The 757-nt window shown below is 39.9% G+C and carries 1 protein-coding gene; it reads right to left on the bottom strand.

Annotated features, from left to right (window positions below):
- Window positions 1–715, bottom strand: a 715-nt coding sequence (locus tag GQR56_RS21285; protein WP_166115379.1) for an IS5 family transposase, incomplete at its 3' end; no start/stop codon positions are given.
- Window positions 716–757: the final 42 nt, after the last annotated feature.

Genomic DNA, 757 nt, shown 5'->3' with positions numbered 1-757 from the left:
GCATGGAATGATAATTCCGTTCAAGCTTTTCATACCTTGTAGCTATCCCTCTATATTGTTTGATCCGACCAAAGGCATTCTCAACTAAGTGCCTATATTTGTACATGCACCAGTCAATATCTTCATTACCCACTAAACTGTTATCCTTGCGTGGAATAACGGGTGTAGCGCTATTATCACGAATAAACTCTCTTAGTTTTTCACTATCGTAGCCTTTATCTGCGACAACCACATTACTCGTTGGGCAATTGTCTACAAGTGACTCTGCATGGACGATATCATGCGTATTTCCACAGGATAATTCATAATAAACAGGCAATCCTCCGCTATCTACTGCAAGATGAATTTTAGTCGAATTGCCACCTCGACTCTTACCGATTGATTCATTGCCAGCGGTTCTTGCACCGCAACTATGCTGGTGAGCCCTGACAATACTGCCATCAATAAAGATCCAATCCATATCAGCATAGTGGGATAACACACGAAATAATTCATTCAAAATATCTTTTTTGGACCATAAATTAAATCGTCTATAGATAGCACTCCACGAGCCGAAATAAGACGGTAAATCTCGCCAAGGAATACCGGTACGCATCTTATAGAGTATGCCTTCGAGCGTTTTTCTATGCTCAGGCTTATTATAAATTCGACCACTTAAGTGCATTACTTTTGATAAGACATTCCATGTCGCGTCTGTTAACATTAATCTTGGCATGAGGGTTCGGTGTAACGTTTTTTAGCGAATTCAATTATACCT

This window comes from Pseudoalteromonas sp. Z9A5 (assembly GCF_011378875.1).
Lineage (GTDB): Bacteria > Pseudomonadota > Gammaproteobacteria > Enterobacterales > Alteromonadaceae > Pseudoalteromonas.
Note: the sequence above shows the minus strand (reverse complement) of the source record. Positions and strands in the feature narration are given on the sequence as shown.